The sequence below is a fragment of the Jiella pacifica genome (assembly GCF_010500815.1).
Lineage (GTDB): Bacteria > Pseudomonadota > Alphaproteobacteria > Rhizobiales > Rhizobiaceae > Jiella > Jiella pacifica.
On sequence record NZ_JAAAMG010000007.1, the window covers coordinates 90,285 to 116,599 of the forward strand.

At 67.6% G+C, this 26,315-nt stretch carries 18 protein-coding genes and 1 tRNA gene; 1 reads left to right on the plus strand and 18 read right to left on the minus strand.

Going from position 1 to position 26,315, the window contains the following annotated elements:
- Positions 1 to 9: 9 nt before the first annotated feature.
- The 18 genes from GTK09_RS10590 to GTK09_RS10675 form a co-directional block, all read right to left on the minus strand.
- The gene (locus GTK09_RS10590; protein WP_163463130.1) at positions 10 to 1,290 is read right to left on the minus strand and encodes a flagellar hook protein FlgE; all 1,281 of its coding nucleotides are present in this window, start codon (positions 1,288 to 1,290) and stop codon (positions 10 to 12) included.
- Between the two features lie 165 nt (positions 1,291 to 1,455).
- Entirely contained in the window at positions 1,456 to 2,127 is a 672-nt protein-coding gene (locus tag GTK09_RS10595; protein WP_163463131.1) for a response regulator transcription factor, read from the minus strand.
- A 243-nt stretch (positions 2,128 to 2,370) separates the two neighbouring features.
- Positions 2,371 to 6,690 carry a flagellar hook-length control protein FliK gene (locus GTK09_RS10600; RefSeq protein ID WP_163463132.1) on the minus strand — a complete coding sequence of 1,440 codons (4,320 nt, stop codon included), beginning with the start codon at positions 6,688 to 6,690 and terminating at the stop codon, positions 2,371 to 2,373.
- A complete protein-coding gene (locus GTK09_RS10605) occupies positions 6,687 to 8,159 on the minus strand; it encodes a MotC family chemotaxis protein (RefSeq protein WP_163463133.1) in 1,473 nt (490 codons plus the stop codon). The genes GTK09_RS10600 and GTK09_RS10605 overlap by 4 nt, the downstream gene beginning before the upstream one ends.
- Positions 8,159 to 9,451, minus strand: coding sequence for a MotB family protein (locus GTK09_RS10610; RefSeq protein WP_163463134.1), 1,293 nt, complete (start codon positions 9,449 to 9,451; stop codon positions 8,159 to 8,161). The genes GTK09_RS10605 and GTK09_RS10610 overlap by 1 nt, the downstream gene beginning before the upstream one ends.
- Positions 9,448 to 10,299, minus strand: coding sequence for a hypothetical protein (locus tag GTK09_RS10615; protein WP_163463135.1), 852 nt, complete (start codon positions 10,297 to 10,299; stop codon positions 9,448 to 9,450). The genes GTK09_RS10610 and GTK09_RS10615 overlap by 4 nt, the downstream gene beginning before the upstream one ends.
- Before the next feature lie 3 nt (positions 10,300 to 10,302).
- The gene (gene fliF, locus GTK09_RS10620) at positions 10,303 to 11,997 is read right to left on the minus strand and encodes a flagellar basal-body MS-ring/collar protein FliF (RefSeq protein WP_163463136.1); all 1,695 of its coding nucleotides are present in this window, start codon (positions 11,995 to 11,997) and stop codon (positions 10,303 to 10,305) included.
- A gap of 749 nt (positions 11,998 to 12,746) precedes the next feature.
- Positions 12,747 to 12,822 (minus strand) — tRNA-Lys (locus tag GTK09_RS10625).
- 208 nt (positions 12,823 to 13,030) lie between these two features.
- Positions 13,031 to 13,483 carry a PilZ domain-containing protein gene (locus GTK09_RS10630; protein WP_163463137.1) on the minus strand — a complete coding sequence of 151 codons (453 nt, stop codon included), beginning with the start codon at positions 13,481 to 13,483 and terminating at the stop codon, positions 13,031 to 13,033.
- A 343-nt stretch (positions 13,484 to 13,826) separates the two neighbouring features.
- Entirely contained in the window at positions 13,827 to 14,846 is a 1,020-nt protein-coding gene (gene ilvC, locus GTK09_RS10635; RefSeq protein ID WP_163463138.1) for a ketol-acid reductoisomerase, read from the minus strand.
- 2 nt (positions 14,847 to 14,848) lie between these two features.
- Entirely contained in the window at positions 14,849 to 15,565 is a 717-nt protein-coding gene (locus GTK09_RS10640) for a TetR/AcrR family transcriptional regulator C-terminal domain-containing protein (protein ID WP_163463139.1), read from the minus strand.
- A 362-nt stretch (positions 15,566 to 15,927) separates the two neighbouring features.
- Positions 15,928 to 17,202, minus strand: coding sequence for a benzoate/H(+) symporter BenE family transporter (locus tag GTK09_RS10645; protein ID WP_163463140.1), 1,275 nt, complete (start codon positions 17,200 to 17,202; stop codon positions 15,928 to 15,930).
- An 85-nt stretch (positions 17,203 to 17,287) separates the two neighbouring features.
- The gene (locus tag GTK09_RS10650) at positions 17,288 to 18,094 is read right to left on the minus strand and encodes an enoyl-CoA hydratase/isomerase family protein (protein ID WP_163463141.1); all 807 of its coding nucleotides are present in this window, start codon (positions 18,092 to 18,094) and stop codon (positions 17,288 to 17,290) included.
- A gap of 25 nt (positions 18,095 to 18,119) precedes the next feature.
- The gene (locus tag GTK09_RS10655; protein ID WP_163463142.1) at positions 18,120 to 19,676 is read right to left on the minus strand and encodes an AMP-binding protein; all 1,557 of its coding nucleotides are present in this window, start codon (positions 19,674 to 19,676) and stop codon (positions 18,120 to 18,122) included.
- Entirely contained in the window at positions 19,669 to 20,181 is a 513-nt protein-coding gene (locus GTK09_RS10660) for a (2Fe-2S)-binding protein (protein WP_163463143.1), read from the minus strand. Before GTK09_RS10660 ends, GTK09_RS10655 begins: the two co-directional genes overlap by 8 nt.
- Positions 20,169 to 20,999: an FAD binding domain-containing protein gene (locus GTK09_RS10665; protein WP_163463144.1), complete on the minus strand. Its 831-nt coding sequence runs from the start codon at positions 20,997 to 20,999 to the stop codon at positions 20,169 to 20,171. Before GTK09_RS10665 ends, GTK09_RS10660 begins: the two co-directional genes overlap by 13 nt.
- Positions 20,996 to 23,965 carry a xanthine dehydrogenase family protein molybdopterin-binding subunit gene (locus tag GTK09_RS10670; RefSeq protein ID WP_163463145.1) on the minus strand — a complete coding sequence of 990 codons (2,970 nt, stop codon included), beginning with the start codon at positions 23,963 to 23,965 and terminating at the stop codon, positions 20,996 to 20,998. The genes GTK09_RS10665 and GTK09_RS10670 overlap by 4 nt, the downstream gene beginning before the upstream one ends.
- A gap of 87 nt (positions 23,966 to 24,052) precedes the next feature.
- Positions 24,053 to 24,916 (minus strand): helix-turn-helix transcriptional regulator, encoded by an 864-nt coding sequence (locus tag GTK09_RS10675; RefSeq protein WP_163463146.1) that lies wholly within the window; start codon positions 24,914 to 24,916, stop codon positions 24,053 to 24,055.
- 181 nt (positions 24,917 to 25,097) lie between these two features.
- Between GTK09_RS10675 and GTK09_RS10680 the strand changes: the two genes are divergently transcribed.
- Positions 25,098 to 25,907 (plus strand): NYN domain-containing protein, encoded by an 810-nt coding sequence (locus GTK09_RS10680; protein WP_163463147.1) that lies wholly within the window; start codon positions 25,098 to 25,100, stop codon positions 25,905 to 25,907.
- Positions 25,908 to 26,315: the final 408 nt, after the last annotated feature.

Consider the following 26,315-nt stretch of genomic DNA (forward strand, 5'->3'; position numbering starts at 1 on the left):
GCGCGCCAATCAGCGCTTCAGGTTGATGATGACGTCGAGGATCTCGGAGCCGGTCTGGAAGACCTTCGAATTGGCGCTGTAGGAGCGCTGGGATTCGATCATGTCCGTCAGCTCGGTCGCCAGATCGACGTTCGACTGTTCGATGGCGTTGGACTTCAGCGAGCCGAAGCCGTTCACCCCCGGAATGCCGGCAACCGCGGCGCCGGAATTGGCATTGGCCGAATAGACGTTGCCGACGCCGGCGGACAGCCGATCCGGGCTCGAGAAGGTCGCGAGATTGATCTGATAGAGCGGCACGGTGTCGCCGGTGCTCATGATGCCGTTGACGATGCCCTCGTCGCTGATCTTGAACTCGCTGATGAAGCCGGCGGGATTACCGTCGGGCGTCACCTTGGCGGAGAAGTCCGTGCCGTACTGCGTCAGCGACTTGAAATCGAGGTCCATCGAGCTGCCGTCGGCGAGCGTCAGGCTCTGCGCCCCGACGGGAGTGGTCGGCAGGCCGGTCACCGGGTCGAACGAGACGTCGAGACTGTATTCCACCAGCGTTTCCGGCGAGGTCGCCGCATAGGGGAAGCCGCCATTCGTCGACTGCGCCTGATCGAAGATCGAGACCGTCCAGTCGTCCGTCGCATTTGCCGGACTGTCGGCCGTCTTGGTGATGTAGATGTCGAGAGTGCGCGCTTCGCCGAGCTGGTTGTAGACGACCTGCGAGGTCTTCTTGGTGAACGCCGTGTCGGCCGGAGAGGTGGCGGTCGGTGCGGTGCCGCTGGCGACGGCCGTGGCTGACGATGGCAGCTGCAGCGAAAACTCCGCCGACTCCGTCTTCTTCGGTGCGATCAGCTTGCCGACGGGCAGCTCGATCGGGCCGGTCGTGCCGTCCGTCAGCGACGTGCCGGTCAGCCGGTAACCGGCGGTATTGACCAGATAGGTCGTCTCCGTCCCGCCGACGTTCTGCGTCTTCTCGACGAAGGAGCCGGCCCGCGTGTAGAAGTCGCGGCCGTTGGCATCCTGGACCACGAAGAAGCCGTCGCCCTGGATGGCGACGTCCGTCGCCGAAGACGTGGTGGCCGTGCTGCCCTGCTGGCTGATGGTTTGCCGGACCTGGGTCGTGACCGAGCCGGAATTATACTGTCCGTCCGACTGCGCGAAGATCAGCGAGGAGAATTCCGTCTCGCTGCGCTTGTAACCGTCGGTATTGGCATTGCCGATATTGTCCGAGATGGCCGACAGGCGGTTGGCCTGTGCATTCATGCCGGAAACGCTGGTCCTGAAAACGCCGTTGATGCTCATGGGCTTTGACTCCGCTGCCTGTCGCGCTGCACCACGGATAGGCTGGAAAGCTTGTGCCTAGCTGTGATCGGCAGGCCTTGCCGGAGATGGCCTGAAATAAAAAATGCCTTGCCGAAAAACAACGGCAAGGCATTCATGATTAATACTTTGGAAAGAAACCGGGTGTTATTCTACACCGATGCCGTATCCGAGGTATCGCTTCGAGGAGACCGGATCGTAGCCAAGGCGCATCTTCAGCTTCTTGCGCAACTTCGAGATGTGGCTTTCGATGACGTTCTCTTCGACGTTCTCGTCGAAGATGCCGTAGATGGCGTTGAAGAGCTGCTGCTTGGAAACCCGGCGCCCGCGGTTGGAGACCAGATATTCGAGGATGCGGCGCTCGCGGCGCGGCAGGGCCATCGATTTGCCGGCGACCTCGGCGTCGCGGCCATCCTGATAGACGCAGATCTCACCGACCACGGTGCGGGTCGCCTCGGCGTTTTCGCGGCGGCGGATGGCGCCGACGCGAGCCAGGATCTCCTTGACGTGGACCGGCTTGGCGACGACGTCGTCGACGCCTGCCGCGAAGAGATCGAGCGTCCCGTCCAGGTTGCGGCTCTCGGAGAGCGCGATCATCGGCGCGGTCGAGCGCGAACGGATCACCCGCGGGCATCCCGCCCGGTCGTCGAAGTCGCCGAGCAGAAAGGCTTCGACTGCCGAGATGTCGGCGTCCGGCGCCGTCTCGACCCAATCGCGAAATTCGCTGGAATGGAAGGTCGCCGTCGAGACGCCCTCACGTGCAAAAAGCGACTCGTAACCGCTCGTCACCAGTTCCCGATTATCAACCACTACGATCATTTTAAACCCCTCGTCCGCCGCCGCGCTGTTGGTAAAGAAACGGTAACCTGACGCGAGTCTTGCACCAATCCCAAGAATTTGGGGTTTGTTAACCATCCCTTTCCATCTGAACGCCAACCCACTGATTTTTAACGAAAAAGTTTTTGGTTAACGAAAGCTTAACGTGGCGGCGGCGGGCATTTGCCCGCCGCCAAACCAAAAATTCTCCGAACGCACCGCGTGGCAGGCGCGCCACGCGCCGGCTCACAGATAGAATGAGGGGTCGCGGCCGGGGTTGCGGCCGCCGGCTTCCGGGCTTCCATCCAGAGATCCCGCACCCGATTGGGCCTGCGGCCGCCGCGGTCGTCCGTCGTCGCGCCGGTCGCCATGGCCCGCCTGGCCATCGGAGGCGAACTGACCGTTCGCCGATCCTTCGCGGGTCTGGCCGTTGGCCGAGGCATCGCCCTGCGGACCCGGCTGGTGTGCACCGCGCGGGCCGCCCGCGTCACGCGTACCGAGGGTGATGACCGCCTCGTCGACGTCGAAGCCGGCCGATTTCAGCAGCGACTTCAGACCTTCGCTGTCGTCCTTCAGCCGATGCGCCGTCTCCGGCTCGGTGGCCTCGATGTGGACGGCGAGCGTGTCGCCGATGAGCTTCAGCGTGACGTTGACCTTGCCGAGCTTCTCGGGAGCCAGCTGGATCTGGATGGTCTTCAACGCGGCACCGCCGGCCCTGAGGCGGGTACGGTCCGCGCCGGCGGGCGCGTTGGCGGCCGGATCCATCCGGGTGAGCGCCGTTGCCAACGCATCGGCGACCTGGACCGTCGGGGCCGAGAGCATGCCTTGCCGCGATGCCGCGACGCCGCCTTCTTCCGACCGCACGGACTGGCTCGAAGCCTGCCTGAGCGGCTTCGTCCTGGCGAGGTCGTCGAGCCCCGGCATGCCCAGCTTTTCAGCGGTCCGAGCCTGCTGTTCCGGGCGCTGGATCCGGGCGTCCGGTTCCGCCGCGGGAGTGGCGGGAGGAAGCCTCTCGGCAGCAGGATCGCCAGCGGCCGCTTGCATGGTCGGCAATGGCTCGGCGGCAACCGGATGGTCCGTTCTCGGCGCCGCCGGCGCGGCCGTGGTGGCCTGCGGCTGCTGGGCGCCCGGCGCCACGGGCATCGCCCGGCTCGCAGAACCCCTGGGCTCGGCGGCCGGTGCCGCGGCTGCGGGCCGATCGACGACGCGCGGCTGCTGTTCCTGGCGCTGGCCCCGGTCGCTCGGCCCCTGATCCGTCGCCGCTTCGGCCGGGCGCAACGGCTCGGCCACCCGTTCGCCAACCGTCTCATGCATGCCTTGCGACGGCTCGGCGCCAACCGGGTGCTCGGCCCGCGGCGCAGTCGACGTGGCGACAGCCTGCGGCTGGGCGTCAGGCATCACTGGCGTCGTCCGGCTCGCCGGCCCCCTGGGCTCGCCGGCCGGCATCGCGGCAGCGCCGCTCTCGCTGTGGATGCGCGGCGTCGGGGATGCCTGCGCCGACCGCTCCGCCGGGGCGGGCTTCGCAGATTCAGACGGGGCGGCGGCCGCGCCATCACCGGTGGCGGTGAAGGCGCCGCGGACTGATCCCTCCGCCGTCGTCTGTGTGGGCAGCGGGGTCGGGGTCGGGGTCGGGGTCGTCGAAGCCTTCGCCGGCGCGTTCTGGCCCGCCACGGGGGCCTTGCGGCTCACCCGCTCGGAGGCAGGTTCATTGCGCGGAGACGACCCTTCGACTGGCCTGGAAGCAGCCCGCGCGTCGTGTCTGGCGCCGCCGGCGTCAGTCGCGTCGGCGCGCGTCGGCGCGCCCTCACCCGGTGCCGGCGCCCGGGCCGCAACCCGCTCATCCCTTGCGACCGATGCCGAAACGTCCTCGTCCGGCCCCCGGGAGCGACGCGGCGGCGTCACGGCTTCCGGATGACGCTCGCCGGCAGCGATCGGATCGACGCCCCGCCGGCTGACCTCGGCACCGTTCGCCACGGCGGCCACCATTGCGCCCGCCTGTCGACCCGTCGGCACGCTTGCCTCGCGCGCAACGTTCGGCCGCACCGGCTCGCCGGCCGGCATCTGACGGCCCTCGCGCGCGGGCTCGGGGGTTCTGGACGCAGGTTGTCCAGTGGTCCCGACGGCTTCGGCGCGCACAGGCATGCCGCCGGAGACCGGCTCCGGCGACTTTGATGCGACTGCGTCGCTGGCACCGGCCGACGCAGCGACCTTGTCACCGACGAGTGCCCGGGCCGGGATCTGTGCGGCCGCTCCCTTCTGTTCGGCCGAAGCGGGCACCATGGCCGCCCCGTCCTTCGCAGCCCTTGCGGCGAGAGGTTCCGTCGACGCCGGGCGATCGGCCGGCAGCGCGGGAAGGCGGTCCGGCGATGCCGCGACGCCGGTTTGCGTCACGACCTGCGGGGCGCTCCCGGGAGTTCTGGATGGTGCCGGCTCCACCGACCTGTTCGTTGCGGCGGCGGAAGACGCAGCCTCTGTGGGCGCCTGTCGGGCCGGAAGGTCACCTGCGTCCCGGCGGGTGCCGGCCTCCGCAGGAACGGCTCGAGCGGGCGCCGGGCCGTCGGCCGCGGTCGCCTCGGACTGCCGGGCGGTTTGTGGCCGCAACTCCGATGCCGTCGCGCCGGATGCGGTCTCGCTCAGCGCTGCTGACGCGCGAGATATCGTCTCGGCGCCAGCGGCCAGGCCGGTCGCCTGCGCGCCGGCAGCATGTCTCTCGCCGCCGGCAGACGAAGCCGGAACGGCCGAAAGCACCGCATCGCGACCCGCCGGACGCGCGGCGATGGAGCCTGCGGAGAGTGCGTCATCGAGGACAGCAAGAACGCTGCGCGCCGAAGCCGCGCCGGTCGAGCTGCCAGCCTCGACCGGCAAGGCGCCGGTGCGGGCAGCCGGTGCATCGCCGACGCCGCCGCCGCGCTCGCTTCGGCGCGTCGCCGGCTCGAAGTCGGTCCGCATCGAGACGAGGTCCACCCTTGTGCCGAAACCGAGCGGCCGCGACGCGCCCGGCTGCTCCGGAAGTCGGATGGTGGTCATGCGTGCCGCGTCCACCGTCGCGCCTGCAGCTTGTGTCGTTGCAGATGCTCGCCCTTTTCCGGCAGCATCCGCCGGGCCTGCGGCCGCCGCGGACTGACTCGCGAACAGCGGAACGGAAGCTCCGGCGGCGCCTCTTTCCGGAACGACGAAATTCGCCCCGCCGGCCGGAGCCTGTGTCGAAGCTGCAATCGGAGACGGCTCCGCCGCGGACTGGCTCGTCACGCCCGGTCTGGCGCCGGGAGCGACGAGCGGCACGGCCGGCTTTGCCGCCTCTGCCGTCCCGCTGCCGTCGAGGGAGGTGTTGATTTCGCTGTTCGGCAACTTCGTCGCCGCAGTGGACACCGCCCCTGCCCCGCCGGCGTGCCAGGCGGTTGGGGCGGAGGCCGCATTGCGATCGATTTCGCTCGAGCGCCTCTCCGGCTCGGCGGCGATCGCCGCGACGATCCGGCTTTCGAGCCCGAACCCGCCGAGGATTGCCGCCAGCTTGGCATCCGGCGAAAGCGGCGCGGAGGATCGCGCCTCGGCGGTCGTCCCCGCCGGTGCCGACGGCTCGTCCTGCTCGACGGGGTCGATGGCGTAGCTCTCGCCCCGACCGACGGTGACGATGACGCGCCCGCTCCGCGCCGGTACCGGCACGGCCTCTCTCCGGGAGTTCTCGTCCACTTCGCCCGGTAGCAGGATGCCGAGTCGGTCGGCGACCTCCTCGGCGGAAAGCTGCAGTTCGACGGCGGGGTTCTCGGCACCGACGCCGGACTGCAGGATCCGCAGGCGGCGCAATTCGGGATCGCGCTCGGCGAGGATCCGCTCTTGCGGCGACTGCTTGCCCTGCCGACCCTTCGTTTCGACACGGGGCGCAGGTTCAGCCGAGGCTTTCGGCTCGGCGCTCTTCCCGTCCGCGGACGACGGTGCCCCCGTCGCCTCCGCGACCCTTGCGCCTTCGCCCTCGCGGGCGCCGTCTTTCGCGGCGGACATCGACTTGGCCGGCGTATCATGCCCTTCCGTCCGGGACGAGGGCCGATCGCGCGGCGTCGCCGCCTCGCCATCGCCCTTCGTCGCCTCGGCCTTTGCCTTCGGCTCCAAATTCTCGACCGTTCCGACATCGCGGGCATCGCCTTCGGCCGACGCGTTTCCCTCCAGCGTGGTGACGGGCTTGTCGGACGAAGCGCCCCGAGCCGGCCTCTTGCGGCCGGCGGTCACGCCGCCCTCTTCAGCCGTGGCGCCCGCGCCCTCGTCCTTCGAGGCGGCGATACGGCCCGCTGCCTTCGTCTCCTGCTTGCCTTCGCCGCGATCGATCGTGACGGATTCCTGCTGCGGGCCGAAGTCGCCCTGGCGTCCCGCATGCAAGGGGGATCGGTCGGCAGGCTTGACCTTCGTGGTCGCGACAGAGGCCGCGTTCTTTTCGTCGCGCGGGGAACCAAGGCCACGCATGGCCGCGGCAAAGCCCTCCGCCTCGTTCGCCTGCCCGGCCTTCTCCCGGCCCGCCTTGCGCCCTGCCGGCATCGCCGAAACGTCTCCAGACACCCCCCGTGCAGCGGTCATTTGTCCATGTCCTCCAAATCGCTGCGCACGGCGTCGAGAAGCTTCGTCGCGCGGTCGACGACGGCAGAATCGATCGATGTCGCCGCGGCGTCGTCCGTCTTGTCGTCTGCGGTCATGCCGGCATCGGCCATCAGGGGCTTGCGGATCTCGCCCAGGACCGAGAGCGCGGCATCGTAAAGCTTCCGGTCGGCGGGATGGAGGCTCTCGCGGTCGATCTCGTCGAGCTTCGCCATCGTCTCGGCCGGCTCGCGCTCCGTCAGCGTCGAAGCCGAGACGTAGAGCAGCGCCCGCTGCCGGGCCTGATTCGTGAGACCGGTGACCGTCAAAACCTTCGCGCCCGCCATGCCGGCGAGTTTCATGTTGCCGGCGATCAGCGCCCGGCGGCCGATCGACAGATAGATGTTGAGCTGGTCGGCAAGCGGAATCCGCTCCACCGCATCGGCGATCAGCGCCACCGTCTTCTCGGCCTGATCGACGGGCCGCCCGACATAGAGCGCCGTGAACCTCGCGCGAAAGTTGCCGGCATAGACCGAGCGCGCATAACGGTCGAAATAGAGCCGCCCGTATCCGTCGGCCCGGTCATGGTCGCCGAGGTCCTCGGCGAGCACCATCGCCAGCCGCAGCGCCGCTTCCTCGAGCAGGGTTCCGGTGCCGTCGAGCATCACCCGCCGCAGTCGCTCCAGCGCCTTGTCGGGCGCCGACTGCGCCTGCATCTGGGCAAGGGCGAGATTGATCTGCGCTGCCAGCCCGGGCTCCATCGCGTCGACGTCGAGCGCAGACAGAAGCTTCTGGGCATCCGTCTGGCGGTTCTCGACATAGGCGAGCGCACCGTCGAGCAGCGGCCGGACATCGGCGGGAAAGTCGTTCTTGGCGAGCACCATGCGCAACACCGAGGGGGGGCCGCCGCTGAGGACGAACAGGGCCGCGGCCCGCTGATTGCGCCCGTCCTTCCAGGCATCCTGGGTCGCCCGCTCGAAGGCCGGGCCGTACCATTGCAGGAGCCGCGACTGAACCCGGTTGGCGGAAACGTTGCCGCGCGCCGCCTGATCCTGCAGGAACTGCAGCGAACGGATCACCTGATAGGGTTGAGGTCCCCGCGTCGGAGCCGGCTCTTCGGCATGAACGGCGTGTTCGCCGTCCGCGCCATGGGCCGCATCGCCGTCGCCCTCGGCGGTCTCGCCTTCATGCCCCGCCTCGCTGGCGTCGTGGGCGGCGGCGTCCTCGTGAGCCTCGGCGCCGTCACTGGCGTGGGCGTCGTCCGCCGCGCCATGTCCGCCCGCTTCGTGCGCGTCCTTTTCCGCCGCGGCCGCCGCATCATCGCCCCGCCGGGCCGCTTCGCCGGCCTTGCGCACCTGCTCGGCGGTGCTGTGGCCGGCATCGTCATGCGCCTCTTCACCCACGGCCGGCGACGCGAGCACGAGGGCGAGGAGCGCCAGGAAACGCGCCATGGGTGGAACGCTGGAACGCATCAGGCGCTGGGCTCGGTCAGGAAGATTTCGATGCGCCGGTTGATCGCAGCTTCGGGATTCTTCGGATCCTTGAGCTCGCGGTCGGCGAAGCCCTCGATGGCCTTCACGCGGGCTTCGTCCAGGCCGCCGCGGGCGAGCATGTAGTAGGCCATGTGAGCCCGCGCGGTGGACAGCCGCCAGTTGTCGTATTCGCCGCTGGTATAGGGCCTGGCGTCGGTATGGCCGCGGATGGTGATCTCGCCGGGTCGCTTGGACAGCACCGCGGCGATCTTTTCCATCATCAGGATGGCATCGGCACTCGGCTTGGCCGACCCCACCGGGAACATGCCGGACGTCACGTCGTCGGCGAGCGAGATGGTGATGCCGCCCTTGCCCTCGACGACCTCGACATTCGCCGGCAGGTCGCCGCCGAGCTTGGACAGTTCCGCGCCGAGATCGGCCCGCAGCTTCTCCGCCTCGCCCTCTTTGCCGGTCTTGCCCTCGCCCTTGCCGGCCTTCGACAGGGTGCCGTCGTCGGCCTTGCCGGCGGCGTCCTTGCCACGACCGCTCGGCGCGCCCTTGTCCTCGCCGGCCTGCTTGAAGCCGGTCTTGTCCTTCTGATCGCCCTCGGCCATGGACTTGCCCGGCTCGTCGACGCCTTCTCCCTTCGGTCCCTTTTCGGGATCGGTCATCGGATCTTCCGGCGGCAGGACGGCGGTGCGGAATTCGATCGGCGGAACGTCTTCGAGTCGGCCGCCGCTTTCCATCACGTTGGGCGAAAGCTGCCAGGAATCGGGATCGAAGGGATCGCGGTAGGCCTCGCCGCCGTTGAGCCCCGGCAGGCCGGAACCGTCCGGCTTGCCGCTCATCTCACCGTCGCCGTTCTTGTTGCTCTCCGAGACGATCTCGGTGAGCACGGAATAGGGGTCGCGGAAGATCGACTTTTCCTCGCCGCCCGTCTCGTCGCCGGCGACGGGGTTGCCGCGCGGATCGCCATTCGTCTCGGCGGCGCTCTCGCCGTTCTGGTTCTGCGTCCGGTCCGCGCCGTCGTCCTTCTGCTTGATGCCGCGGGTCGCCGGCGAAGGATCGTTGAGCTTGATCGGATTGAAGTACTGGGCGACCTGCTTGCGCGTTGCGTTGTCCGACGAGTTGGTCAGCCACATCACCAGGAAGAACGCCATCATCGCCGTCATGAAGTCGGCGAACGCGATCTTCCAGGCGCCGCCATGGTGACCGTCGTCGCCGACGCCGCGGCGGCGAACGATGATGATCTCCTGACGTTCCAGATGGCCGGCCTCGGACTGTTCGCTCACTGCAAGGCCTCTTCCAGCGCCCGCTTCCAGTCGGCAAGACGGGTCTCGAGCGTCGTCTGATCACAGGAAATGCGGATGTCGGACAGGCTATCGTCCGCCTCGAAGGCGACGAAGCCGCGGCGCGGACCGAGCGCCTCGGCAAAAGCGTCGAGAAGCACCGCCGGGCCGACCGCCTCGAGCGACAGGGCGCGCCCGTCGAGCGACAGCGTCGAGACCGCGGCGGCGAGTTCCTCGACCGTCTGGCGGCTGCGGATGTCGATCGCGATCGGCTTCAGAACGCTGGCGAAGGACGTGCGCATGGCCGTTTCGATGCGTTCGAGCTTGTCGGTGAGAAGCTCGCCCAGGCGTCCACCTTCTTCCGCCAGCGCCTCGCGCCGGGCAGCCTCGACGGCTTCTGCCGTGGCCGAGGCGGCCTTCGCGCGCTCGGCTTCCACCGCTGCGGCAACCGCGCCCTCGACACGCTGCTCGATCTCGGCGAGTGCCTCCAGCCGTCCGTCCTCGCGCCCTTCCGCCCGGGCTGCCTCGACGTCCTCCTCGGTCACCTGCGGGAACATCGGAAATGCCGGCTCCGCCTCTTCGCCGATGGGGGCCGCATCGAAGCCGAAGTCGGCGGCGTCGAACTCGACGCTTTCCAGGGCCTTCGCCTCGTCGCCGATTTCCGGAATCGCCTCGAGGTGCTCGGGGACCTTCCTGGCGGGCCGCTTCTTGACCGGCAGACCGTCGGCGACGAGCGTCAGATGCTCGAAGCTCGGCTTCTTCTGCGCCGCCGGCTTGGCGGTCTTCAGGCTCTGAAACGGCCTGTCGCTCTCTTCGGGAAATTCCGTGAGATAGTCTGCGAGAGAGATCATCCCTTACGCCGCCTCTTTGTGGTTGATCCATTGCTTGAGCACATTCGCGGCCTTCAACTCGTCCTGATCGAGCAGTTGCGCGATACGAGCCCGCGGACTCACATCCTCGGCTTCGTCGAATTGTCCGAGGAAGGCCGGCACGCCGCCGCCGAACTGGGATATATCCGGCGTACCTTGTGCGAACTCGAAACCGCCCGGCAGTTCGAGCCCGCCCGGGCCCTCCTCGGCGCCGATGCCCGGGAGCGCACCGTCTTCGAGCGCCAGGGCCGAGTTCTCCCCGCCCGGCGTCTGGACGATCGCCCGGATCGCCGGCTTGAGACCGAACCAGATCACCATGACGGCGACGGCAAGGATGGTGAAGGCGTTGATCAGCGTGCCGGACTGGCGCATGAACATCTCGCCTATGCCGGGGCCCGGGATCGGCTCGAGAGCGCTGTCGGAGGCGATGAAGTCGACGGCGGTCATCTTCAGCTGGTCGCCGCGCTGATCGGAAATGCCCGCAGCCGAGGCGATGAGGGCCTGGAGTTCGGCCAGCCGGGCATCGATCTGCGCATCGGTGGCATTCTCGCCGAGCGATTCCTTGAGGCGCGCCCGGTTGACGACGACCGCGACCGACAGCTTCTCGACGCTGTAGCCTTCGCTCGTCGTCTGCACCGTCTTTTCGTTGATCTCGTAGTTGGTGAGTTCCTCGCGCCGCTCGTTATTGTCCTTCGAGGACTGACCACTGTTGGTCTGGGCCGCGCCGCCGGCGGGCTGGATGTCCTGCTGGACGCCGACGGCGTTCTCCTTGGTCGAATTCTCGCTCTGGGCGTTCTCGCGGATGGTGCGGGTGGAGCGCTCGACGCGCACGTCCGGATCGAAGGTCCGCTCGGAGATCAGCCTTCGGTCGGTGTTGAGCCGGGCCGTGACGGAGGTCTGGAAGTTGCCGATGCCGAGATAGGGCGACAGGGTGCGGCGGATCGAATCCTCGACGCTTTTGGCGACGATGCGCTCGATGCCGAAGAGCTTCGTCGGCGCGCTCGAGGCGGAATCGTCGCCTGATGCCAAAAGCGTGCCGTCGGAAGACAGGATCGTCACCTCGTCCGGCGTCATGCCGGGAATGGCGGACGAGACGAGGTGGCGGATCGACTGGGCCGAGGCGAAATCCTCCGGCTGGTCGGTGCGAATGACGACGCTCGCCGAGGGCTTCCTCTCGTTGCGGCGAAAGCTGCCCTCGTCGGGCAGGACGATGTGGACCCGCGCCGCCCGAATATGGGCGAGCGACTGGATCGTCCGGGCGATCTCGCCTTCCAGCGCCCGCACCCGGGTGATCTCCTGCATGAACGAGGTAAGGCCGATCGAACCGAGATTGTCGAACAACTCGTAGCCGGCATTCTCCGAACGCGGCAGCCCCTTCTCGGCGAGCAGCATGCGGGCCGGCGCCGTCTGGGCGAACGGCGTCAGGATCGCATCACCCTTGGCGCTGACGTCGAAGGCGATGCCGGCTTCCGTCAACGCCGCGCCGATACGCGTCACGTCGGTGCGATCGAGGCCGGAATAGAGGACCTCCATGTCCGGCCGCGACAGATAATAACTTCCAAGACCGACTAGTGCCACCACCAGAAAGCCGACGAGGCCGAGCGCGGAGAGCTTGCGCGCCCCGAGACCGGAAAGATTCGTCAAGATTTGCTGGGCTTGCCCGCCAATGGCCAAAGCCATGGATCACTCCTCGCTACGCACGAACTGCTATGATGAGTCGCGACGGACAATGCCGGTTCAAGCTTGCGCGAGACCCCGGTTAACAAACCGTTAATGCCCAGATTCCCCTGATGATTTCGTCTGCGTTCCGCAACCGCTCCAGTAACAGCGGGAGCCGATGCGGAGGTCGTCCACCGGCGCATTCAAAAAGGCCCGGACAGCACGATAGTAAGCGAAGAGAAAAATCAGCCACCACCTGATACGACTTGCATCTTGGCGTGATATTCGCAGAAGCAGAACACTGGCTGCGGCAGTGACTTGCAAAAGATGAAATAATATTATCGAACGATTTTTATCGTCGTAGTCAACGATAAGTCCCGCCCTGACAAAGCCTGGCACGATGCCGAGGTGGCAGAAGAAGGATTTTTCCGGCAAGCCGCGCGATATGAAACACCGCACGAGTTCAAACGAGGGCGAACCACGGCGAGGTCGTGGGTGATGAACAGGAAGGAGAAGTCCTATCCTCCTGCATGTCCTGCAAGAGCTTGATGATCTGCGCCTGGATCGACACGTCGAGGCCGAGACGATCGCGTCGGCGACGACGAAGGCGGACTGATCCGGAACGTCGTCGTCCCTCTCGACGCCGGGATGGCCAGGAATCGACGGAACATTCGATCGAGTGGGAGCAATCCCGGGACACACTGCTGCGAGCAGCGAAAATCGCCTCGAGGCGAGCATTCACATCAATCGAAACGCAAGCTGCGCGAGAATGGTGGGTGATGTAGGGATCGAACCTACGACCCGCTGATTAAGAGTCAGCTGCTCTACCAACTGAGCTAATCACCCGCCGGGCCGCCTTCGCGGATGGCGGCTGTATAAAGCGCGTGTTCCGACCTGTCCACCCTCGATTTCACTCTTTCGCGATGTTGGTGCCGAGCTCCGTCGGATTGAAACCGGATGGGGGTTGGCCGGAACCAAAATTCGGGCAAGTTTCACCCTGACGGGCGCCTTCGTTCGAGGTCTGCCGCGACGGCATCGGTCATGGACGCGGGAATCAGCTTCGGCGGGATCCGTGATGGTGCCAGGCGAACCGGCAGGTGACCGCCTCTGGGAGAGCCTCGGGGACGAGCCGCCGAATGCCCTGGGGCCGCTCGCCGCCGGCACTGTCGTCGCCGCCGTCCGTCTCGGCGTGGCTTCGCGCCAGCGGGAAACCGCCCGCGCCGCGCTCGCCGAGATCGAGAAACCTGATGCCGGCGAACAGCGAGCGGCGATAGATCAACTCGGCCGGACGCATCGCCTGTTCGTCGCCGATGCGGATGCGGAACTCCTTCGGCAGTTGGACGCTGTCGTCGATGGTGAGCAGCGCCCCGGTCGCCGAGACGTTGCGCACGATGCAGTCGAAGGTGGAGAACCCACCATTGAAGATCAGCTTCGCCCGCTTGAGGACGCGCATGCGCGGCGCGCTTCGGCGCTCTGCCCCGTCGAATTCAGGCACTGTCGCGGTCATGCTAGGCCTCCAGAACCTTTACGGACGCCATTTTGTCGCAACCACGGTTTCCATTCCGTGAAGTTCGGCGAGACAAGTCGAGCGAACCTCGCAAAAACGCCCGCATGTCCGGAAGAAACCGGCACATGCGGGCGTGATTCTGCTCCACCGATTGCCGACAACGGCGCGGCAGGGCAAATGAATCCCAAGAAGCCTGGACCCGGAGGAACCTGGGCTTCGGATCAGCGGCGCTTCTCCTCGACCACCGCGTTGCACCTAATCCCCGCCCGACCGTAGCCGCGAAGCGGCGAGGACGGGCGAGGAGAAGACGCTGTGGATGGACGGAGGGCTCCGGCCTGTCAGATCAGTTGCGGGCCTTGTCGACCAGGGCGTTGGACTTGATCCACGGCATCATGCCGCGCAGCTTCTCGCCGACCTCTTCGATCTGGTGCTTGTCGTTCTTGCGGCGGATGCCCTTGAAGCGCGCAGCGCCCGAACGGTATTCCTGCATCCATTCCGAGGTGAACTTGCCGGTCTGGATATCGTTCAGCACGCGCTTCATCTCGGCCTTGGTCTCGGCGGTGATGATGCGCGGGCCGGAGACGTATTCGCCCCACTCGGCAGTGTTGGAGATCGAGTAGTTCATGTTGGCGATGCCGCCCTCATAGATGAGGTCGACGATCAGCTTGACCTCGTGGAGGCACTCGAAATAGGCCATCTCCGGCGCGTAGCCGGCCTCGACCAGCGTCTCGAAGCCAGCCCGGATGAGCTCCACCAGGCCGCCGCAGAGCACCACCTGCTCGCCGAAGAGATCGGTCTCGCACTCTTCCTGGAAGGTCGTCTCGATGATGCCCGAGCGGCCGCCGCCGACGCCCGAGGCGTAGGACAGGCCGAGATCGAGAGCGTTGCCGGAAGCGTCCTGGTGGACCGCGACGAGGCAGGGAACGCCGCCGCCGCGCTGATATTCCGAACGCACCGTGTGGCCCGGGCCCTTCGGCGCGACCATCAGGACGTCGACGGTGGATTTCGGCTCGATCAGGCCGAAATGGACGTTGAGGCCGTGAGCGAAGGCGATCGCCGCGCCGTCCCGGATGTTGGGGGCGATCTCGTCGCGGTAGATGTCGGCCTGGAGCTCGTCCGGCGTCGCCATCATCATCAGGTCGGCCCATTTGGCGACTTCGGCGACGGACATGACCTTGAAGCCGTCGGCCTCGGCCTTCTTGGCCGTTGCAGAGCCGGCGCGCAGCGCGATGGCGACGTCCGGCACGCCGGAGTCCTTCAGGTTCAGCGCATGGGCGCGGCCCTGGGAGCCGTAGCCGATGACGGCGACCTTCTTGCCCTTGATGAGATTGAGATCGGCGTCGCGATCGTAATAGACGCGCATGGTCATTCCTTCCCTATGCTTGCAAAGTCTGGGTTTGCAGATTGTGGCCCGTCGGGCCGCTGACCGGCCCCGTAGAGGACCAGAAACTGTCGCGTGGCGCGAGCCGCGCCGACGCGGATGTCGGATGGCGAGAGATCGATCCTGTCGCCGAGGAGCAGCCGGATCTGGACGTCGCGCACGACCAGGCCGAAGAAATCGCGAAACGCCTCGCCGGCATCGTCGAAGGCGAGCAGCCCCGCCTCGCGACCGAGTTCGAGCAGAGGCGTCAGCCGCCGGCCCATGGCGACCGGGCCGTTCTGCAAGACGATCCGCCCGAGATTGCGTCCTCCCCCGCCTGCTGCATCGCCAATGGCGAGACGGTTGAGCGCCACCGATGTCTCGCCCGAAAGTACCGTCAACCAGTCGGCGGCAAAGCGCTCGAGACTGGCCTCGAGCCTGTCGCGCCCGAGCTCTTCCCGCCTGACCGGCATGCCGCGAACCTTCGCGGCCTGCCACTGCACCGTCGCGGTCAACAGGCCGTCGCGGTCGCCGAACCACTTGTAGAGCGATTCCTTCGAGCAGGAGGCGGCCCTGGCGAGACTCGACATGGTCAGTGCGGCCTTCGGATCGACGATCAGGGCCAGGGCGGCGTCGAGCACGGCTTTCTGGCGCGGCGTCGGGTCATCGCCGGCGTCGCTCACCCCGTTCGTGCCTTCGGATATCGTCGCCGCCAAATCCATCAGTACCGTACCGTACGTTACGGCTGCGGCGTCTACCGACTCGATTGAGCGAATGCAAGTGCCCTTGCCATCGTCGATCGGAATTTTCGGCTCAGCGGGGCATCGCAGCCTTCCTGAACGCCTGCGCGGAACCTCGCCGCAACGCCAGCAGCGATCAAGCACGGTGATCAACGACGCCGGAGCGCCGAGCCTCGGTGCACTGAAGCCTGCGTCTTCCGCCAGTCGGGGTCGGAAACCGGCCGACCACCGGCCCCGCCCAAGGTACCCCCGGCGTTCCCGGGCCCGTTCGCCGAAAGAACAACGCACCGGAGCCAGAGGCCCCGGTGCGCAAGCAATGCAGTCCGAGCATGAGAAGCGATAGGTCAGGCGGGTTCGCGGGCGCCAATGGCAGCGCCTCCACCGTCGATGCCTTCCACCGGCTTCTCGACCAGCATCGAGACGACCGCTCCGAACAAGAGGGCCCAGAACGGCGCGCTGATCCCGAGGATCGAGACGTTCGACATCGCGACGATCAAGGCGACGAAGGCGCCGATCTGATAGCCCGCCGGCTTCGAGAAGGCCGACTGGAAGGCCATGACGAGGACGTTGATCATGGCGAGGCCCGCGACGGCGCCGATCAGCGGTCCGGGGAGCATCAGGATCAGCGGCACGACGGCGCCGGCGAAGACGCCGAATCCGGCGAAGAGGACACCATTGATCACCGTCGCGGCATACCGACCTTCCCGCCGCTCGCCGGCCTGGTCGGACGAGCAGATCGCCGTCATCGGTCCGGCGATATTGGCGTTGTGGCCGCCAAGGAAGCCGGCGAGGATGCCGCCGATACCGGAGATGATGGTCATCGCATTGACGGGCGCGGGGTATTTTTCCGCCATAAGCACGCCGGTCGCCTGGGCGTTTTCAGCGCCGACGACCAGGATCGCCAGCGGCACCGCGATGGCGAGGAAGGCGTCGATCGTGAAGCTCGGCGCAGTGAGTTCCGGCAGGACGAAGCTGATGCCCGCTTCGTTGGTGCCGAAGGAGCCGGTGAATGCGACGGCGACCAACCCGACGACGAGGGCGGAGAGAACCGGCGGAACGACCTTCAGGAAGCGCATCGACAGGAAGAAGGCGACGACCGCCGCACCGACGACGATCGGCAGTGCCGAGACGGCGTTCACCGCACCGATGCCGAAGCGGATGAGCGCGCCGGCGATCATCGCCATGACGATCGGCATGGGCAGCCAGCGCATCAGCTTGCCGATGAGGCCGGTCACCCCGAGGATGAGGACGAGCACCCCCGCCATGACGAAGGCGCCAACGGCCTGGTCGAAGGGAAAGGTGGCGAGCGAGCCGGCGACGAGGGCCGCGCCCGGGATCGAATAGGCGCCGGTGATCGGCATCTTGTAATAGAGGCCCATGACGAAGCTGATCAGGCCGCCGAGGCCATAGATCGCCAGGAGCCACGCGACCGTCTGGCCCTCGGACAGCTTGCCGGCACCGGCCGCGCCGATGACGATCAGCGCCGGCCCCGAACAGCCGAAGATTGCCGCGACCAGACCGGCGCTGCCGGTCTTCAGATTGATGTTTGCCGGCAGATCGCGCAGCCCCGCACCGATCCCCGGCCCGGGCTCGAAGAGCCCTCGTCTTGCAGTTTCCATGCTTTCCTCCCTTGTTGACCCTGTCGATGCGCGCGACGCGAACGCCTCACTCGCCGGGCCGACGCGCGTTGATCGGCCGGACCGCTCAGCGGCCGGTGAAGTTCGCCTTGCGCTTTTCGTGGAAGGCCTCGACGCCCTCCTTGAAGTCCTCGGATTGGCGCAGGCGGCTGTAGTTGAGGCCCTCGATCTCGATCGCCGTCGTCAGGAAGGCGTCGTCGGTGTCGTTGAGCATCTTCTTGGCGGTGCGCTGGGCGAGCGGCGAGAAGGCCAGAAGCTCGTCGACCAGCGCGTCGACGGTCGTCTCCAGATCCGCGTCGGCGACGCATTCGGTGGCGATGCCCCAGTCGGCGGCCGTCTGGCCGGGAATGCGCTTCGAGCGCATGACGATGTCCTTGGTGCGGGTGACGCCGACGATCTTCTGTAGCCGCGCCGATCCGCCCGATCCGGGGATCTGGCCGAGCTTCTGCTCGGGCAGCGCATAGCGGCAGGTCTCGGAGACGATGCGGAAATCGCAGGCGAGCGAGATCTCGAAGCCGACGCCGAAGGTGTAGCCGCGATTGGCGGCGATGACCGGCTTGGAGCAGCGGGCGGGCGCCGCGACGTTCCAGGCGAGTTTCGAGACGTGCTCGGGGCTCGCCTCCATGAAGCCCTTGATGTTGCCGCCGGAGGAAAAGTGCTCGCCGGTGCCCGACAGGACGACGATGCGAACGCGCTCGTCCTCGTCCAGCGTCTCGAAGACGAGGCGCAACTGATCCCGCGCGGCCATCGAGATGACGTTGAGCGGCGGGCGGTCGAGGATGACGTCGGCGCGCTGCTTCGCCGCATCGAGGGTGACGCGGAAGCCGTCGAGTTCGGCAAGGCGCGGATCGGAAAAGGCGTAAATGTCGCTCATGACGGTCTTCTCGTCCTTGGATTGATCAGGAAAGTTCGGTCGTGCGGGCCGGCGAGGCCGCGGCCTCGGCCTGGTATTCGCCGGCGACCAGCTTGCGGCGGAGCAGCTTGCCGACCGGCGATTTCGGGATCTCGTCGACGAAGACGTAGGCCCTCGGCCGGCGGAAGTTGGCGAGCCCGGAGGTCTTGCAGTGGGCGTCGAGCTCGGCCTCGCCGATCGGCGCCGAGCGCTTGACGAAGGCGGCGACGATCTTGCCCCACCGCTCGTCGGGAAGACCGACGACGGCGACTTCGACGACGTCCGGATGGAGCGACAGGCAGCTCTCGACCTCGACCGGCGAGACGTTCTCGCCGCCGGTGATGATCATGTCGTCGGCGCGGCCGGTGACGAAAAGGTCGCCGTCCTGGTCGAAGAAGCCGGTGTCGCCGGTGAAGTACCAGCCGTCGCGCAGCGACTTCGCGGTCGCCTCGGGACGCTTCCAATAGCCCTCGAAGCTCTCGTCGCCGAGCAGCGAGGCGACGATCTCACCCTCCTCGCCGGGCTTTGCCAGGACGTTGGCATCCTTGGCACCGAGCGGCACGACGCGGACGCGCTGGTTGATCCCGGCACGGCCGGCCGAGCCGGGCTTCTTCGCGGCGTTCTGATCGATGGTGAAGGTGTAGACTTCCGAGGAGCCGTAGTGATTGACGAAGAGTTCCGGCTCGAAGGCGGCGGCGAGCTTCTTCATCAGTCCGTCGGTCATCGACGCCCCGGCATAGCCGAGCTTCGTCACCGAGGCGACCTTCTCCCTGGCGAAGGCCGGATGATGGACGATGTCGTGGTAGAGCGTCGGCACTAGGTAGAGATTGGTGACCTTGCGCGCGGCGATCGCGTCCAGCGCGCCGGCGACGTCGAAGCGCGGCAGACAGACGAAGGTCCCGCCGATCACCGACGTCGCGAGCAGCGAGCGCACGCCCATCGTGTGATAGAGCGGCATGACGCCGAGGGTGCATTCCCCGTGACGGTAGAGGTTCTGTGCCACATGGGCGATGGCGGCGGCCCGTTCCGCGCGGTGGCGGCGCGGCACGCCCTTCGGCCGCGAGGTGGTGCCCGAGGTGTAGAGCATCAACGACCAGTCGTCGGCGGTGGCGCGGGGCGTCGCGTCCGGTGCAGAGCCCTCCATGAGGGCGTCGAGGGATTCGGCGCCGTCTGCCGCCGCGCCGGCCTTCAGCTTCGGCAATGCGCCGGACCGCCGCGATCCCGCCACGGCCTCGGCGGTGGCGTCCTCGTAGACGATCGCCCTCGCCTCGGCGTCTTCGACGGCATAGTCGATCTCGTCCGGCTTGGCGCGCCAGTTGAGCGGGGTGACGATGAGCCCGGCGAGCTGGCAGGCCCAATGCAGCGAGGCGGTTTCCCAGCGGTTCTGCATCAGCGTCAAAAGGTGGTCGCCGGGCTTCAGCCCGAGCGCGTCGAGGCCGGCGACGAGCGCGGAAATCTTGCCGAACCACGCCTCGTAGGTGAGTTCGAGCGGGCCGTCGCAGATCGCCAGTGCCTTCGGATCGCGCTCGACGCTGGCGATCAGACTGGTTCCCAGATCAAGCATTTCGGGGTTCCTCCTCCCTCATTTGCGCCTGCGCGGCGAGTGCCGCCCGGACGATCGGCGTGTAGCCGGTGCAGCGGCAGAGATGGCCGGACAGCTGCTCGCGGATCTCCTGTTCGGACGCGCCCGGCTTCCGGTCGAAGAGCGCCTTGAGGCTGATCAGGATGCCGGCGGTGCAGAAGCCGCATTGCAGGGCGAAATGTTCGCGGAATGCCGCCTGCAGCGGCGACATCCCGCCCGGCTCCGGCTCGAGCCCTTCCACCGTTTGGATGTCCGCGCCCTCGGCCTGGGCCGCCAGCGTCAGGCAGGCGCGCGCCGGTTCGCCGTCGATCCGGACGGTGCAGGCGCCGCAGACACCGTGCTCGCAGCCGACATGGGTGCCGGTGGCGCCGAGCTCGTGCCTGAGAAGATCCGTCAGCAGCAGCCGCGGCTCGCTCCGGGCGGTGACCTTTTTCCCGTTCAGGGTAAAGGTGACGTCGGTTCGGGTATCGCGGTTCAGCTTCGGCATGAGACGGCCTCCTCGACGGTGCGGCGCCCCAGCGATCGGACGAGGTCTCGGCGGTAGCGGGCGCTGGCGTGCAGGTCGTCGCGGGCGTTGAGCGCCCAGGCGAATTCGTTGAGCCGGTCGTCGAAGTCCGGATCGGACGGATCGGGCAGCGCGATCGCCTGCGGCGTGTCGGCGACGCCGCCGACGGCCAGCCGGATCGCCCCGCCCGGCCTTGCGATCGCGGCGCAGGCGACGATGGCGAAGTCGCCGTGGCGGCGGGCCACCTCGGCAAAGGCGGTGCCGGTCCCTATCCCATGGGCCGGCAAGCCGATCGCCTCGACCATCTCGCCCGGCTGGGCGGCGGTCGCCATCATGCCGAGGAAGAAGTCGGCGGCCGGCAGCACCCGCCGCGCCTTTTTCGAGCGCAGGTGAACCTCGCCTTCCAGCGCGAGCAGCGCCAACGGCAGTTCGGCGCTCGGATCGGCATGGGCGAACGAGCCGCAGACCGTGCCGCGCGAGCGGGTCTGGGCATGGCCGACCCACGGCATCATCGACGCCACCAGGGGCAGCGTCCCGGCGAGCGGCGCCCAGCGCTCCAGCTGGGCCTGCCGGACCCCGGCGCCGATCGTGATCATGCCCTTGCGGTGCTCGATCCTGGCGAGTTCGCCGATGCGCATGACGTCGACGAGGACGGACGGACGGGCGAGCCGCATGTTCAGCATCGGCACCAGAGACTGGCCGCCGGCGATGACGCGGGCCTCGTCGCCGGCCTCGTGAAGGGCGCTCAAGGCCTCGTCGAGCGAGGCCGCGCGGACATAGTCGAAGGGAGCCGGCTTCACGAGCGCCCTCCGATCAGCCCCTTGAGCCGCGCGAGCAGGCCGGTGCCCGGCCCGTTTGCGCCGCCGGCATGGTTTGCCAAGGCCTTGAAGAACTGGCCGATCACCACCCGCGCCGCGCCGTCGAGGAGCCGGCCGCCGACGGAGGCGACCTTGCCGCCGATGCCGGCCTCGTAGGTGTAGGCGATCCTCGTTTTGCCAGTACCGGTGTCGGAGAGGGTGATCCGCCCCTCGCCTTCGCCGAAACCGAGCGCGCCGGTCGTCGTGCCGCGCAGCGTGACGGCGTTCGGCTCGTCGAGGTCGAAGAGCTCGATCTCAGCCTTGTAGCGGCCCTTGACCGGGCCGACGCCGAGGGTGACGTCGGCGGTGAAATGCGTGTCCGAGACTTGGGTGACGCCGTGCGAACCGGGAATGATCGCTTCCAGCGTCGCCGGGTCGAGCAGCATCTTCCAGACGGCCTCGCGCGATGCCGCGACTTCTGCGGCGCCCTCGCCGGTCAGCTTGCGCCGGCCGCCCGGCTGCGCTTCCCGCGCCTGGCGCGGAGGATTCTTCGCCTGCCGCTCCGGGCCGGCCAGAAGCCCGGCGATCTTCGAAGGGGTGAGCGGCAGGTCGAGATCGTCCACCCCGATCGCGTCGGCCACCGCATTGGCGATGCAGGCCGGCGTCGACATGCAGTTCCCCTCGCCGACACCCTTGGCACCGAGCGGCGTGAAGGGCGATGGCGTCTCGTGATGGAGGATCACCGGTTCCGGCACTTCCATCACCGTCGGGATCAGATAGTCGGCGAGCGTTCCGGACTGGAAGCTGCCGTCCGCGCCATAGGCGTATTCCTCGTAGAGCGCGGCGCCGAGCGCATGGGCGAAACCGCCGCGCACCTGGCCCTCGACCATGGCGGGATGCAGGATCGTGCCGCAGTCGTGCATGGTCACGTAGCGGTCGATCCGGGCCTCGCCGGTCACGGCGTCGACCTCGACGCCGCAGAAGTCGAAGATGAAGCCGTGGCAGAGCGAGGAATTGACCTCGTCGCTGCCATTCGGCGCCGACAATTCGGGTGGCGTCCAGAAGACGGTCTCGCGGATCGTCTGGTCGACCGTCTCCGGCAGCGTTCCCGGCGCCCAGTGAGCGGCCGCCGCGACCCGCGCGAAGGACACCCCATTGTCCGGGTTCGACCGCGAGGCGGCGCGCCCGCCGGCAAAGACGACGTCGGCCGGCATGGTGTTGAGCTGGCCGGCGGCAACGGCTTCGAGCTTGGCCCGGATGCGGTCGGCGGCGAGCTTGGCGGCGCCCGCCACGGCCGGGGCGAAGCGGCTCGAATAGTTGCCGGAGGCGATCGACCAGGCGTCTCTTGCGGTATCGACGTCGGCGACGACCGCGATCGCCGACGGTTCGAGCCCGAGCGCGTCGGCGACGACCTGCGCCAGCACCGTCCGGTGCCCCTGGCCCTGCGGAACCGAGGCGACCTTGACCGACACCGAGCCCAGGGGATCGATGGCGATCGTCGCCGTCGCCTGGGCGCCGTTCTTCGGGCCGGCCTTTTCGCGCTCGCCCGGCGTCAGCACCGTGGTGATGTAGCCCATGTTGGAGACGCTCGGCTCGACGACCGCCGCCATGCCGATGCCGTAGAGCCGGCCCTTGGCGCGCGCATTGGTGCGGCGCTCGACGAGTTCGCCGAGCCCACCTTCGACGACGGCGCGTTCGAGGGCGGCGGGATAGTCGCCGGAGTCGAGCAGCGCGCCGGTCGCCGTGCGATACGGGAAGGCGTTGGCCGGGATCAGGTTGCGGCGCACGACGTCCAGCGGGTCGAGGTTCAGCTGGCGGGCGATCCGCTGCATCAGCCGTTCGAGCGGATAGTAGATCTGCGGGCCACCGAAACCGCGATTGAGCCCGGTTGGCGTCTTGTTGGTGAGGACCACGCGGTTGCGGATCGAGACGTTGGCGATCGCATAGGCACCGGTCATGTTGCCGTGCATGCGATAGAGCGTCGCCGGCTCCGGCGCCCGCAGATGGGCGCCGCAGTCCTCGATCTGGTCGAAGGCGAGCGCGGTGATCCGTCCGTCCGCCTCGACGGCGGCTTCCAGCCGGGTCACCCGGTTCGTCGCGGAGACGGAAGCGGCGAGATGTTCGAGCCGATCCTCGACCCACTTCACCGGCCGGCCGGCGATCCGCGCCGCCACCCCCATCAGGATCATGTAGGGAAAGACGCCCTGCTTGATGCCGTAGCTGCCGCCGGAGGACGGCGGCGTACGCAGCCGCATCCGATTGCCGGGGACCTTCAGCGCCCGAGCGACGACCGCATGGATCGAGAACGGTCCCTGGAAATTGGCGAGGATGTCGTAGGCATCCTCCCCCGGGTCGTAGCCGGCGACGACGCCATAGGTCTCGATCGGGGTGCAGGAATTGCGCGGATAGGCGATCTCGACGGCGATGCGGTGCGCCGCCCCGGCAAAGGCGCCGTCCGGATCACCGTAGGAGAAGCTGCGCTCGTTGATCAGGTTGGAGCCGAGCGAGGGGTGGAGAACCGGCGCGTCGCTGCCGAGCGCCGCCTCGGGATCCACCACCGCCGGCAGGATCTCGTAATCGACCGCGATCCGTTCGGCGGCGTCCTCGGCGAGGTAGCGGTCCGCCGCCACGACGATGGCGACCGGCTCGCCGACATAGCGGACACGGTCCGTCGCGATCGGCCAGCATTCGACATTTGCCTTGACGCCGACGGTCATCGAGCGCGTCAGCCGCTGGACGTCGTCGCCGGTGACGACTGCGACGACGCCGTCGCTCGCCAGGGCTGCCGTAGCGTCGATCGAACGGATGGCGGCATGGCCGTGGGGCGAGCGCAGGATCGCCGCCGCGAGCGTTCCGGCATGCGTCGGAAGATCGTCGATGAAGCGTCCGCGACCGGTGAGCAACGCGGCGTCCTCGATGCGCGGAACCGATCGGCCGACCCAGCGGTCGGCAGGCGGATTGACGGTCATGGAACCTCCCTGATGCCCCTCCAGGCATCGTTGGCAGGAGGTTAGAGGCGCGGGCCGCCGTCTCGCGATCCCGAGGCGTCGCGCGAGTTACCGAAGAGTCTCATAATCGCTTCGGCGAAGGCCCGCGACGGTCCGGAACGCCGTCGGCGAGGAGCCGGCATGGTCGTGGAAGAAGCGGGAGAAATGCGCCGGAGCCGAAAAGCCGAGGCTTTCGGAGACCTTTGCGAAGGATTCGGTCCCTTCCGCCACGGCCTGCACCGCACGCTCCAGCCGAAGGACGTTGAGATAGACGCGCGGGCTGACGTTGAGGGTCGCTTCGAACAGGCGGAAGAAATGTGCCCGCGACAGGCCGACGGCGCGGGCGAGCCCCTCCATGTCGTTCACCGCCCGCGGATCGTCCCGCATCATCGCCACGGCCTTGCGGATCCGGTGGTCGACGACGAGGGATGCGGCCAGCCGCAGCGAGGCCGGTTCGTCCCGCCAGGCGGCAAATCGCTCGATCACGGCGATCATCAGATCGGCGAGCAGACGCTCGTGCTCGTCCGCGTTGCCGGGATCGTGGACCATCGCCTCGGCGAGGACCCGGGTCAGACCGCGTATGCGCAGCGTCGCGCTGCCGACCGGCACGGCAAAGAAATCCGGCGCCCCGCTCGCCTTCCAGTTCGGCCGGAAGGCGCCGAGCCAACTGGGCTCGATATAGAGGGCGAGGATGATCGTCGCCGGCTGGCCGTCATGATGGGCGTAGGCATGAGGCTCCCACGCATTGATCAGGACAGCGCTGTCGTCGGTGAGCGGCACGATGCGCTCGCCGACGGAAAACTGCGTGTCGGCGCCTTCGACCTTCAGGAGCACGTGGCAGTGGGGATGGGCGTGGCGGACAAGCGGCCGGTCCATGTCGAGAAGCGCGACACGGCCGAAAATCCCCCTCGCAAGTCTCAGCGCGTTCGACATATTTCCGTCATACCACGAGCGTGGCAGGACGCACGAATCGTGTGCAGTCCGATGAGCGGGTGCCGTTACCGGCCGCAACGGACGTCTTCTCGACCCGGAGTACCGATCGCCTTGCCGCCCGGACGTGAAATCGGCGGCGGCCGGCCTATGATTGCTGCGGGAAGAAGCGAGGGAAACATTCATGGCCGCCATCCGAAGTGACACGACCCGCCGCCTCGCGGTGCTGATCGACGCCGACAACGCGTCGGCGAAGATCGCCGACGGGCTGTTCGAGGAAATCGCCAAGATCGGCGAGGCCAGCGTCAGGCGGGTCTATGGGGACTTTTCCAGCTCGCGTTCGAAGGGCTGGGTGGAGATCCTCGCCCGCCACGCGATCGTCCCGCAGCAGCAATTCGCCTATACGATCGGCAAGAACGCCTCGGACATCACCCTCGTCATCGACGCGATGGACCTTCTCCATTCCGGCCGGTTCGACGGCTTCTGCCTGGTCTCATCCGACAGCGACTTCACCCGCCTCGCCGCGCGGATCCGCGAGCAGGGCGTCGACGTCTACGGCTTCGGCGAGCAGAAGACGCCGGAGAGCTTCCGCCAGGCCTGCCGCCGCTTCATCTATACGGAAAACCTCCTGCCCGAGCGCAGCGGCACCGATCCGGCGAGCACCACCAAGGCGGCCAAGCCCCTCGCCGGCCAGGAAGAGGCGACCCGGCTGATGCTGCGGGTGATCGCCCAGATGGACACGGAGGACGGCTGGGCCAATCTCGGGACGTTCGGCAAGCAGATCCTCAACCTCGCACCCGACTTCGACCCGCGAACCTACGGGTTCAAGAAGCTGAGCGACCTCGTGCGGGCCACCAAGGAGTTCGAGGTGCGCGACCGTGACGGGGGCGGAGGGATCGAAATCCGCGAAGCACCGAAGGAGCCTGTGAAGAAGCCCGCCGCGCGACGCGGCAGATCGCGCACGCCGAGGAAGCCTGCGGAGAAGACCGATTGACGGAAGGGCGAGGGCGACAGGCCCACACCGAGGGTGGCAGGTCCCAGCGAGAATGGAAACCGGGGAGGACGGAAGCGCGCGACGATCTGCGCGCTCGGGAGACCAGGAGAGAGCCTCGCCTTTTCAAAATAATCCAACAGACCGGGACGCCGGGGCGCTCATCCGCCTGATGCATCGCAAAAGAAACGTATTCGCAAGATTTCCATTGCCGCACATCGGCAACGGCAAGAATATCAGGAGGCGGCGAAGGTCGAGCCTGTTCCACGGCTCCGGCAGCTCGTAGGCCGCCTCCCGAAATCCGACAGTCGAATGCCGCTGGCAAAGACCCCGTGCGTCAAGCCCTTGTGTCTAAGCGGCAACCTGCTGGGGTGGCTCCATCGCAACCTCCGTCGTCAACGATTATGACAA

Coding starts and splice junctions, on each gene's coding strand:
- GTK09_RS10590 (WP_163463130.1), bottom strand. CDS start 1,290: ATGAGCATCAACGGCGTTTTCAGGACCAGCGTTTCCGGCATGAATGCA.
- GTK09_RS10595 (WP_163463131.1), bottom strand. CDS start 2,127: ATGATCGTAGTGGTTGATAATCGGGAACTGGTGACGAGCGGTTACGAG.
- GTK09_RS10600 (WP_163463132.1), bottom strand. CDS start 6,690: ATGACCGCTGCACGGGGGGTGTCTGGAGACGTTTCGGCGATGCCGGCA.
- GTK09_RS10605 (WP_163463133.1), bottom strand. CDS start 8,159: ATGCGTTCCAGCGTTCCACCCATGGCGCGTTTCCTGGCGCTCCTCGCC.
- GTK09_RS10615 (WP_163463135.1), bottom strand. CDS start 10,299: ATGATCTCTCTCGCAGACTATCTCACGGAATTTCCCGAAGAGAGCGAC.
- fliF (WP_163463136.1), bottom strand. CDS start 11,997: ATGGCTTTGGCCATTGGCGGGCAAGCCCAGCAAATCTTGACGAATCTT.
- GTK09_RS10630 (WP_163463137.1), bottom strand. CDS start 13,483: ATGACCGCGACAGTGCCTGAATTCGACGGGGCAGAGCGCCGAAGCGCG.
- ilvC (WP_163463138.1), bottom strand. CDS start 14,846: ATGCGCGTCTATTACGATCGCGACGCCGATCTCAATCTCATCAAGGGC.
- GTK09_RS10640 (WP_163463139.1), bottom strand. CDS start 15,565: ATGGATTTGGCGGCGACGATATCCGAAGGCACGAACGGGGTGAGCGAC.
- GTK09_RS10645 (WP_163463140.1), bottom strand. CDS start 17,202: ATGGAAACTGCAAGACGAGGGCTCTTCGAGCCCGGGCCGGGGATCGGT.
- GTK09_RS10650 (WP_163463141.1), bottom strand. CDS start 18,094: ATGAGCGACATTTACGCCTTTTCCGATCCGCGCCTTGCCGAACTCGAC.
- GTK09_RS10655 (WP_163463142.1), bottom strand. CDS start 19,676: ATGCTTGATCTGGGAACCAGTCTGATCGCCAGCGTCGAGCGCGATCCG.
- GTK09_RS10660 (WP_163463143.1), bottom strand. CDS start 20,181: ATGCCGAAGCTGAACCGCGATACCCGAACCGACGTCACCTTTACCCTG.
- GTK09_RS10670 (WP_163463145.1), bottom strand. CDS start 23,965: ATGACCGTCAATCCGCCTGCCGACCGCTGGGTCGGCCGATCGGTTCCG.
- GTK09_RS10675 (WP_163463146.1), bottom strand. CDS start 24,916: ATGTCGAACGCGCTGAGACTTGCGAGGGGGATTTTCGGCCGTGTCGCG.
- GTK09_RS10680 (WP_163463147.1), top strand. CDS start 25,098: ATGGCCGCCATCCGAAGTGACACGACCCGCCGCCTCGCGGTGCTGATC.